At 44.7% G+C, this 10,975-nt stretch carries 7 protein-coding genes and 2 pseudogenes; all 9 read left to right on the top strand.

The window, feature by feature from the left end; all coding sequences use genetic code 11:
- Positions 1–127: 127 nt before the first annotated feature.
- Positions 128–655 (top strand): annotated as a pseudogene (locus QUA40_RS29005) (IS1/IS1595 family N-terminal zinc-binding domain-containing protein); the annotation flags it as partial.
- 886 nt (positions 656–1,541) lie between these two features.
- Positions 1,542–2,570 (top strand): phosphate ABC transporter substrate-binding protein PstS, encoded by a 1,029-nt coding sequence (gene pstS / locus QUA40_RS12320; RefSeq protein WP_333125806.1) that lies wholly within the window; start codon positions 1,542–1,544, stop codon positions 2,568–2,570.
- 202 nt (positions 2,571–2,772) lie between these two features.
- The gene (gene pstC / locus QUA40_RS12315) at positions 2,773–3,774 is read left to right on the top strand and encodes a phosphate ABC transporter permease subunit PstC (RefSeq protein ID WP_333125803.1); all 1,002 of its coding nucleotides are present in this window, start codon (positions 2,773–2,775) and stop codon (positions 3,772–3,774) included.
- A 137-nt stretch (positions 3,775–3,911) separates the two neighbouring features.
- A complete protein-coding gene (pstA, locus tag QUA40_RS12310) occupies positions 3,912–4,892 on the top strand; it encodes a phosphate ABC transporter permease PstA (protein WP_333125800.1) in 981 nt (326 codons plus the stop codon).
- A 56-nt stretch (positions 4,893–4,948) separates the two neighbouring features.
- Positions 4,949–5,800 (top strand): phosphate ABC transporter ATP-binding protein PstB, encoded by an 852-nt coding sequence (gene pstB / locus QUA40_RS12305; RefSeq protein WP_333125797.1) that lies wholly within the window; start codon positions 4,949–4,951, stop codon positions 5,798–5,800.
- 195 nt (positions 5,801–5,995) lie between these two features.
- Positions 5,996–7,267, top strand: a pseudogene (locus tag QUA40_RS12300) (APC family permease).
- A gap of 42 nt (positions 7,268–7,309) precedes the next feature.
- Positions 7,310–8,719: an NYN domain-containing protein gene (locus tag QUA40_RS12295; RefSeq protein ID WP_333125795.1), complete on the top strand. Its 1,410-nt coding sequence runs from the start codon at positions 7,310–7,312 to the stop codon at positions 8,717–8,719.
- Positions 8,720–8,802: 83 nt separating this feature from the next.
- Positions 8,803–9,510: an SDR family oxidoreductase gene (locus QUA40_RS12290; protein ID WP_333125793.1), complete on the top strand. Its 708-nt coding sequence runs from the start codon at positions 8,803–8,805 to the stop codon at positions 9,508–9,510.
- 399 nt (positions 9,511–9,909) lie between these two features.
- A complete protein-coding gene (gene hppD, locus QUA40_RS12285) occupies positions 9,910–10,971 on the top strand; it encodes a 4-hydroxyphenylpyruvate dioxygenase (protein ID WP_333125791.1) in 1,062 nt (353 codons plus the stop codon).
- Positions 10,972–10,975: the final 4 nt, after the last annotated feature.

The following is a 10,975-nucleotide window of genomic DNA, read 5'->3' as shown; positions in this document are numbered from 1 at the left end:
ATTTTTTTCTAATTAACTATTTTTATCGATTTTATCATGATCTTGCCTCTGTCTCACATTTATTTGAAATGACTATAGATAATGGCTTGTTCGGTTCGGGAGTAGGCTGCATAATGGGTTAATGAAATGTCCTCGATGCGAATCTGACCAAGTTCGTAAAAACGGCCGTCCCAACGGTCGCCAGCGGTATCTTTGCAAAGCTTGCCGCAAACAATTTTTTGAGGCCGCCGGCCCGCACTCTTTAAATCGCAAATGCACCGAAACACGGTTAAGCGAAGCTATCCCGAAGGAAATCGCCCCTGCAACCACCACAGAGTCCGGCGGGATTGCGATTTTGCTGTTGGATGCCGAAAATCTGAAACTTAAGGTTAATACAGAACTATTCTTAGCCGGTTTGTGTGGCTATCCCCTGCAAGTTAAAATTGCTTTTGCTAACTGGAAAAACCCGAGTATCGGCAAGTTGGATGCTGAACTTTATGATCGCGGTTACGAACTGATTCACGTTCCGGGCGGTGCTAATAGTGCTGATGGTAAGATGATTGCTTTTGGCGCTGCTATTTTATATCGATATCGGGATGTCAGACAAGTTTTTGTCTGTTCTTCGGATGGTTTGTTAAATCATCTTTGCAATCAGTTGCAAAATCAGGGATTGACTGTGTTTCGGGTGCGTCGGCAAAATTCGGTTTTGTCTGTTGAAAATCCTCTGACTGGTGATACTCTTCACTATTCTTGTGAGAGGGAAGTGGAAATCCCTAGTTTTGAAGAATTGGCTAATCAAGTTGCAGAGTTGTTGAAGGCTGAACACAAATCTATTGAGGAGCGAATCGCTCGTTTTTCTAGTGTTGCTGAGCTTTTTCAAGAGCGCCGGACTGTTGCTTTCAATTCTACAACTTCCCCAGCAGCACTGTCGGAGTCAGTACAAAACGAAGTTAGGCCGGTGTCTGAAGAATCTTTGGCTTCTGTTGCTGTCAATCAAAATTTGCCAGAAATAATTCCAGAACTCAATTCAAATCCTATTGAGTCGTTGGATGTTTTAAAATATATACTTGTGCAAATAATTGAAACTGCCAAATTTGAGTTAAAAGAGGATTCTATTCCTGTGCCAATAATTAAAAAAAAGTTTTTTGCCAAATATCAGTTTCATGCTGATTTAATTGTCAAAGAATTGTTGGGGAATAATTCCAGTCTAATCAAATTATTCCAGTCAGAATCGGCGGATTTTAAAATAAAATTAATCGGTAGCGAACATCAAGTGGCAATCATGCCAAAGATTGAAAGTTCAGAAGAAGAATAAGAATTATCAATAGGCGATCGCACAGTCAGCTCCCTGATGTATTTAAGAAATCACGTCTCCGAGTCTGCGGTATGAAAATTTAATCTATTATTAACCAAAATTTAAAACAAGCTTATTCTTTTATTATTTAATCTATTATTAACCAAAATTTAAAACAAGCTTATTCTTTTATATCCCTTTCCTTTGGGATTTCAGTCTATCCTATGGAGGAGATTGGCAAAGTCGGCTATTAAGGGAGAGGAGGAATATGATTTTTTTCACAGCACGTTGGCGACGTGCCTTTATACTTACGTTAGCGGTAGCAGCATTTTCGCTCTCGTTGATTACTTCTGCTGTAGCTGCGGTAACACTAAACGGTACGGGAGCAACTTTCCCTAAACCTCTTTACGATCGCTACTTCTCTCAGATGAGAAGTGCAAATCAAATTACTGTAAACTACGAAGGAACCGGCAGCGGTGCTGGTATCAAAGCATTCATTGGAGGGAATGTTGATTTCGCAGGCAGCGACGCGCTGATGACTGCGGCGCAAATAGCCGAAGTAAAGCGCGGCGTCATGGCAGTTCCCACTGCTGGCGGCGCTGTTGCAGTTGTCTACAACTTGCCCGGAGTGACTAATCTGAGGCTTAATAACGATGCTATGAAAGGCATCTTTGAAGGGAAAATTACTCGCTGGAATGATGCGAAAATAGCCGGAATTTCTGGACAAGCTAAAAACTTGCCAAATACTCCCATTCGAGTAGCTGTACGCGCAGATAGCAGCGGTACAACTTTTATTTTTGCTAACCACTTGCAGGCGACCGGTAGCAGCATCAAAGCTGCCGCTCAGCCGAGTTGGCCAGGAAGCCCTGTCAGCGGTCAAGGAAACCCCGGCGTAGCTGCTTTGGTGAAGAATACAGCGGGTGCGATCGGCTACGTTCAAGATACTTATGCTCGGCAAAATAATCTCCAAACAGCGTTTATTCAAAATAAAGCAGGTCGGTTTGTAGATCCTAGTTTGGCTGAAGCAGAGAAAGCTTTAGCAGGGGAAACATTCCCAGCAGATTTCCGCTTAGTAGAAGGCAATCCTAACGACGGTTATCCGATTGTTGGTTTGACTTGGCTGTTAATCTACAAAGAGTATCCTGCAGCGAAAGCAGATGGTATTAAAAAGATGGTTAATTGGGTGATGACTACCGGTCAAGGTATCAACAAACAGCTAGAGTTTACTCAAATTCCTTCAGCTACCGCTCAAAAGGTGGTTCAAACAGTTAATCAGACTGTGGTTGCCAAAGGTTAATTGGGGCGATCGCACGGGGTTATGAGTTGACGAGTTGAATCGATGACTCAAAATTCATAAATTATCAGGTTAATCTGCGCTAATTTTACTGCGTAAGGTACGCATTGCGTACCTTACCAACCAGGTGCGTAGCGCGCAGCCAGCGCATTAGAATTACTCGTCTTTTAAGCAAATATTTCACTCTTTAGGCAATAAGTCGGGCATGACAAATATTTCAAAAAAACCGAAAAAATTGACTCGGAAATCTGTAGGAATAAACACAGAAGTAGATTTGACAGATACTGCTGGTGAAGGTCTGTGGATGGAGTCAGGATTTACACTATTTGTATGGGGTTTTGCCCTAGCGACAGCGGGTACGCTGTTTTGGATGAGTGCGGTAATTTTTAAAGATGCTTGGCCAGCTATTAGCCATTTTGGACTCTCCTTCTTGTGGAATCCCAAGTGGGATATCAGCGAGTTGCAGTTTGGGGCTTTGCCATTTATTTACGGTACTGTAATTAGTTCTGCGATCGGCATAATCATCGCACTTCCTTTAGGGCTGTCAGTAGCTATAGTGACTAGCGAGAACTTCTTACCCCTTTGGGTGCGATCGCCCTTGGGATTCATGGTTGAATTAATCTCGGCTATTCCCAGCGTGATAGTTGGCCTGTGGGGAATCTTTGTTTTGATTCCCTTTTTGTTGCCCTTACAGCAGTCATTGTTTGATAATTTCAGTTGGTTTCCCCTGTTCAGCAGCGAACCTTTAGGCCCAGGAATGCTGCCCGCTGGAATACTTTTATCGATTATGATTCTGCCCACAGTAGCCGCCATCAGCCGCGATGTCTTGCTGTCAGTTCCAGTCGATTTGCGAAGTGCTTCGATGTCCCTCGGTGCCACCCGCTGGGAAACAATATTTAAGCTGTTATTACCAGCCGCTAGTTCAGGAATTATCGGGGCTACTATCTTGGCATTGGGACGGGCTTTAGGCGAAACAATGGCCGTCACAATGGTAATTGGCAACTCGATTCAAATCAATCAATCCGTGCTAGCTCCCAGCTACTCAATTCCTGCTGTTTTGGCAAGTCAATTTCGGGAAGCTCTCGAACCGCTGCACATCGGCGCTTTGATGTATTTAGCCTTGATTCTATTTGTCATCACTCTGTTGGTAAATGCAGTGGCAGTATTGCTGGTTAAGCTAATGAGCGTGAAGGTATCTAAGAATTAACACGCTCTAAAGTAATTGGGTAACAAGCCCTTTTATGTATTCTTTCCCAGGCTCAGGACGGAGAAATAGAAAAGTGTAACATCCTGAGAACAAGCTTGCGGATAAATCCGTAGAATCAATCTAAAATCTAAAATCGCATGACTCAAGCACAAAAATCAAACAGTATTCTGGATGCAGAAATTTACAATCCCCTGTCACTGAGCAGAACTTTGTTTAGTCGGGGAATGACACTTATTGCCTTCCTTCTCACAGCTCTTGCCGTGCTACCTTTGTTCGCTATTTTGTACAAAATCTTGGGGGAAGGACTTACACATTTGAGCTGGGAAGTGCTAGTATCTTTGCCCGCACCCGTCGGAGTTGAAGACCAGCCCAACGGCTTTGCTAATGCGATTCTCGGCACTGCTTTAATGGTGGGAGTTGCGACATTAATCAGCGTGCCTATCGGCGTAATGACGGGAATATTTTTGTCTGAGTTTGGTATAGAAAACAAAGCGATGACCAATAGTATTCGCTTTATCACCGTCATTCTCAGCAGCGTTCCCTCGATCGTAGTTGGCGTCTTTTCCTACGCCCTAATTGTCGTTACCACCAAAGCATTTTCATCATTAGCAGGCGGTTTCGCCCTCGCCATCATCATGCTTCCAGTTGTTGCTCTGACAACAGAACAAGCATTAAAATTAGTGCCGACTTCTTACCGTCTCGCTTCGGCTGGTTTGGGAGGCGGACGTTTTCAAACTATTTTTCGGATTATTATTCCCTCAGCACTTCCAACTATTACCACAGGTATTTTACTCGCTGCTTCCCGGGCAGCCGGCGAAACCGCCCCGCTGATTGTAACTGCCTTGTCAAGTCAATTTTGGCCTCCTTTAGTTGATAAATTGGGTGAGATAATGCAGTCCCCTATAGGTGCAGAAACCATTTCAAAACTAAAAGAAATTCCCGAAACACTGCTGACTCCAACTCCTTCTATGTCGGTATTAATATATAGCTACGCCAGCTCTCCTTACAAGGAGCAGAACGAATTGGCGTGGACTGCTGCCTCTGTCCTTTTGGGCATGGTTGTGATTGCTAGCGTCGCATCCCGTACAGTAACTCGGAAACGCTTGCAAAACCGATAAATCAATAACTAAAGTGCATCTCTCAGTCAAATATTAACAATATAACGAGGAAAATAATGAAACCTAAAGCTAGCTTAAACTCCGAAAACTATACAGATAAATTCCTAGAAGATGCCACCCCGGAAATAGACCCCAATGCAATGCCAGCACTGCGGGTTCAGGACTTGAGTTTTTATTACGGAACTCACAAAGTATTAGAAAATTTATCAATGAATATCCCTCACCCGCAAATTACGGCTATTATTGGCCCTTCAGGTTGCGGCAAATCTACGTTTCTCAAAGCTCTCAACCGGATTGGTGAATTGGAGGGAAAAGTTAAAATTAAAGGAAGAGTTGAGTTTTTTGGACAGGATATTTACAGCCCGAAAGTAAACATTAATAGTTTGCGTAGGCAAATTGGGATGGTGTTTCAAAGACCGAATCCTTTTCCACTGAGCATCTACGATAATATTGCTTACGGGGTGAGGATTTTTGGTCGCAAAAGCAAAGCTGAATTAGATGAAATTGTGGAATCTGCACTTAAAAGTGCGGCGCTTTGGAATGAAGTCAAAGACGATTTGAATAAATCGGCTCAGGGGATTTCGGGCGGACAGCAGCAGCGACTTTGTATTGCTCGCGCTTTGGCGGTGAAGCCGAAAATTTTGCTGATGGATGAACCTTGTTCTGCTCTAGATCCGATTTCTACGATGAAGATTGAGGAGTTGTTTCAGACTCTGCGACAGCAATTAACAGTGGTAATTGTGACTCATAATATGCAGCAGGCGGCTCGTGTTTCTGATTACACGGCATTTTTTAATACTGATGAAAGTCGCATCGGCCGCATGGTGGAATTTGGACCGACAAGTAAAATTTTTACTTCTGCGGGCAATTCCAGTACGAGAGATTACATTCAAGGCCGTTTCGGTTAATACTTACATCTTGAACCTCTTTCAGAACAGGCAAGATGCCTGTTCCACAACAGATAAATATTTTTGTGGAGCTGGCATCTTGCCTGCTATAGTTAGGGCAACCGCCAAGGTTCTAAAGGTTCCAGCGGACGTTATTCATTGCTGAAACCATTGGGGGGAATTTCTTTCTTCACATCGATATCGATTTGCGACTATATGTCTTCACCACTTCTTAAGCGAGAGTTAGGTGTTTTCGGCGCAACTCTCATGGGCCTGGGCTCAATCGTCGGTACTGGAGTATTTGTGAGTCTCGGAATAGCTGCGGAAATTGCGGGGACTGGAGCGATCTTGGCTGTGGGTATAGCTGCTTTAGTTGCTGTCTGCAATGGCCTTAACAGCGCTCAATTAGCGGCAAATCATCCTGTTAGCGGTGGTACTTATGAATACGGTTACAAATATCTCAATCCTTGGCTGGGTTTTACGGCTGGGTGGATGTTTCTGTTAGCTAAAACGGCTTCGGCAGCTACTGCTGCTTTGGGTTTTGCGGGGTATTTTTTAAATGCAGTTGGTGTAGCCGATCGCACTTACCTGATCCTAACAGCTTTAGTCGCCCTCGCCACCCTCACTTTAATTGTATTGACGGGAATTAGGCGATCGAATATTGCAAATACTGCCATAGTCTCAGTTACACTCCTATCCTTAGCGGTGTTTGTTGCTGTCGGTTTGCCAGAGGTAAGGTGGGAAATGGCCGCGCTACAGAATCATAGCTCGATCGGCTCCATCTTCTAGGCCACGGCCCTGATGTTTGTCGCTTATAGCGGTTACGCCCGCATCACCACAATGAGCGAGGAAGTGCGGGAACCGAGGGAAAGCATTCCCAAAGCCATAATTTTCACTTTGGTGCTGAAAATGCTGCTTTACGTTGGGGTAGCAGTAGTTGTCGCGGGTGCGGGGGGAGCCGATAAATTGTCTTTACAAATAGGCGGTACGGCCGCACCTTTGGAAGTCATCGCCCGCAGTTTCCGAATTCGAGGAGTTTCTCAACTGCTAGCCGTCGGCGCAATTACCGTTATGTTGGGAGTCTTGCTGAACTTAATTCTCGGCCTCTCGCGCATCTGGCTGGCGATGGGGCGGCGCTTGGATATGCCGAGAGTCTTGGCGCGGCTGAATCCTTCGGGGACAACTCCCTACGTGGCGGTGGTGGTTGTCGAAGTTACGATCGCACTTTTAATTCTCGTCGGCGATGTCAAAACCACTTGGTCATTTAGCGCTTTTAGTGTTTTGATATACTACGCTATCACCAACCTCGCCGCGCTGCAACTTTCCGCCGCCGAAAGGCTTTATCCGCAGTGGTTGGCTTGGTTGGGTTTGGGGAATTGTCTGTTTCTGGCTTTCTGGATGGAGAGGGAAATTTGGCTGACAGGATTGGCATTAATTGCCGTCGGTTTAATTTGGCGGGCGATCGTCCGACTCCCGGCGAAAAACTAGAATTGTGATAAATTGAAACAGCATTCCGCATTGTAGAGGGCCATGCCCGATCGAACTCCCTTGCTGGCGACTCAAGAATCTGTCGCATTCAGCGCCATCAGTCGCTATATAGCTCAAACCCTAATTACCATTCAGGAACAGCATCCCGAATGGATAGCTGAAAAATACAGGAAAACCCCCTGGGCCCAACCTGATTTTCAGTCAGTTTTGATTGGAAAATTAACAAAAAGTTTCACAGTAGCCAGCGATACAGATTCCCTGCTGCTGACTGCGAAAAAATACTTACAAATTCTGCTGATTCCAGAATTCGTTAATTCACCTCAATTCAGCAAATTATCTGCCAAAATTCAGCAGCTAGCCCACTCTCAAACAGCACCAGCTAAATCACAAAACTCAGTTTCCTCAGAACCTCCAACTCCAACAGCCAATCAACCAGCCCCGCTTCCTCTCGGTATTGCTATCTTGCTGCTAGATGTCGAAAACTTGCAACTCAACATCGAAACCGAAAAATTCCTAGAGGGAATTTGCCACTATCCCATCCAAATCAAAGTTGCCTTTGCCAACTGGCGCAGCATGGGCAAGAAAGATGCCGAATTTCACCAGCGCGGCTATCAACTAATTCACGTCCCCCCCGGCAAAGACAGCGCCGACTTAAAAATGGCTACAGTCGGCGCCTCGATTTTCGTACATTATCCCACAGCCAAAGAGATTTTTGTCTGTTCGTCCGATCGCGCCCTCACTCACCTCAGCAACACACTGCAAGCCCACGGACTAACCGTATTTCAAGTCCGCAAACAAATAGATAAAATCATAGTTTTAAACAGCAAAACCGGACAAATAGAAACCCATTCCCTCGTAACTATACCGGAAATTACACCCCTAGAACAATTAGTTATTCAGCTAAAAGAATTAATCAAAAAAGAGCAAAAACGCACCTCAACTCAGTGGATAAAAGTTTCTACTGTTTCAGCTTTATTTAGGGAAAATTACGGCTTAGTTCTCAATCAAGTTGTTGCCCATCATTTGCTCGGTACTAAAACCCGGGATATCTTTCTTAAATATCCCACCGATTTTGTCCTCCACAAACCCTCAGAAGTTTCTCAAACTTATGTCACTCTTTTTGAAGTAAGATTATCGCCCCCACCGCCAATACTTAGCCAAGAAGTTCTGAATAACCACCAGACAGCACCTGCAACTTTGACAGATATTAATTCTCTGGAAGACTTGGAAAGAGCTCTTGTCAAAATCGTTGGCGACTTAACCGGCAACTCTCCTGAAAATTCTGTGTTTCTCTCCAATGTAGGCAGCGAATTTCACCGACAATACGGCAAACAAATTACCCAAATAATTAAAGATTTCAATCTCGGTAGGAAATTTACTAAATTTTTGCAATCCTGCGCTTCTCTCCAGCTAAAAAAAGCCGAAAAAGGCTGGCAAGTTTCCCTCAATTAATTAAAAATTAAAATATCTCAACCTCCCCATTACTAGCAACTTGAGTTATCATACAATCGGGACGTAAAGAAATGTAAAGGGATATGCAGGACAAAGTTGTGGTTGTGGTGGGTGCGACTGGCGGCATCGGTTCAGCAGTGGCCCGCAAACTTGCTGATGCGGGTGCGAGGCTAGTGCTCGCCGCCAGAGACAGCAGTAAATTAGACGCTTTAGCTAGCGAACTTTCGGCAATAGAGGTACTGTGCGTGCCCACAAATATCACCGATTTGCCCCAAGTCGAGACGCTGATGCACAAAGCTGTGGAACATTTCGGACAAATTGATGCCCTTATAAACGCTGCCGGTGCCGGAATTCTCAAGCAGTGGAACAAGCTAGAACCCGCTGATTTAGATGCAATGCTTGACTTGAACTTGAAAGGCAGTTTTTACACGTCTCAAGCAGCGGCGAATGTGATGAAAGAGCGCAAATCCGGCCACATTTGCAATGTCATCGGGATTTTGGGCAAGCATTCGATGGCGATGGGAACGGCTTATTGCGCTTCAAAGTTTGGGGTAGTTGGTTTCAGCAAGTGCATGGCCGATGAACTGCGACGCTACGGCATTAAGTTTACGCTATTCTATTTTGGCGGGGTGGATTCTCCGTTTTGGGATAATGTGAGTTTGAAGGTAGACAGGTCAAAAATGCTGAGTACCGAAACTGCTGCAAATGCGATTATGTTTGCTCTTTCGGCTGACCCGCAAGCTGTGCCGATGGAGATTAATATTCAGCCGGAAAGTCATTTGTTCTTTTAGCTATTGAGGAGTGATTTGAAGGCAGAACGCAGCGGAAGCTGAGGGCAATAAAAATTATGATATTTTTAGGTTTGAGAACTTGTACAGCACTTAATTATGTAGGTGCATGGGCTGGTGCACCTTACCCCTATAAGTAGCGCCTCAAACCATTTTTTTGCCTTAGTCCTATTGGCGAAGCCCTAGCGGTCAAACCTAAGTTATCGCAGAACCGGGTTTTTTTAAAGTGCCGACTTATTTCTGCCTTCAGAGGGAGCTAGGATATTCAATCTTTAGGTTACTATTAACTGGGCGCACAATAAAAAGTATGAAAAATCTCCATTACTCAATTCCTCCCTTGCAATTTCGCCTTGAAAGTCAGCCGATTTTCCATGGTTCAGTTTCCATTTTCAATTATTGATTATGGAGTTCGATCGCATTCAATTTTACGTTGAAAACGCTAAAGTATCCCGCGACTGGTTTGTCAGCCAGTTAGGCTTTCAATCAATAGCAGGTTATGCCAACAGCCACACTCACACTGAAGTTGTCAGCAGTGGCCATGTATGTTTTGTTTTATCTTCGCCCCTGACACCCGCTAGTCCCGCTGCTAGTTGGTTGAAGTTTCATCCTCCAGGGATTGCAGATGTGGGTTTTCGGGTAAAAAATATTGAATTAGCGGTAGCTAGAGCGGCTGCTGAAGGCGCTAAAATCCTGGAACCGATTCAAGAAGACCTAAACGCAGGAGGCTATTTTAAGCGGGCACAAATTTCGGGCTGGGGAGATTTAAGCCATACGCTCGTGGAGCGAATTGGCAGCCATTCACTGCTATCGGCTTCGGATAAGCTGCCGTTGTTTACCCGAATTGACCACGTAGTGTTAAATGTTGAATCTGGCGATTTGTCAAGTGCTGTTAGTTGGTATCAAAAAATATTAGGTTTTCAACCGCAGCAAAATTTTGACATTCAGACTGAGAATTCGGCTTTGCGGAGCCAAGTTATGGTGCACGCTGAAGGTGGGGTGCAATTCCCGATTAATGAACCGGCATCAGCTAATTCTCAAATTCAAGAGTTTTTGAGCGCAAATCGGGGGCCGGGAATTCAGCACATGGCTTTGCAAACTAATAATATTGTTGGTGTTGTTGGCGATTTGCGATCGTGCGGTTTGCCTTTTCTGCCGGTTCCTCCAACATACTACTCGGAATTGCAGCAGCGACAAAACTATTTGCCCGCAGATTGGCAAGCAATTGCAGCTTGTCAAGTTTTGGCAGATTGGCAAGAAGATACTCCCGCAGCGATGCTGCTGCAAATATTTACCCAGCCAATTTTTGCAGAACCGACTTTCTTTTTCGAGATTATTGAGCGCCGAGTTAGTTTAGTTAACGGCAAACAGGTGCAAGCTGGAGGTTTTGGCGCGGGGAATTTTCGAGCTTTGTTTGAGGCAATTGAACGCGAACAAATGAAGAGGGGAAGTTTGATAGAGGATTGACAAA

The organism is Microcoleus sp. Pol11C3 (genome assembly GCF_036701485.1).
Taxonomy (GTDB): domain Bacteria; phylum Cyanobacteriota; class Cyanobacteriia; order Cyanobacteriales; family Microcoleaceae; genus Microcoleus.
This window is presented reverse-complemented; position numbering and strand designations above follow the sequence as displayed.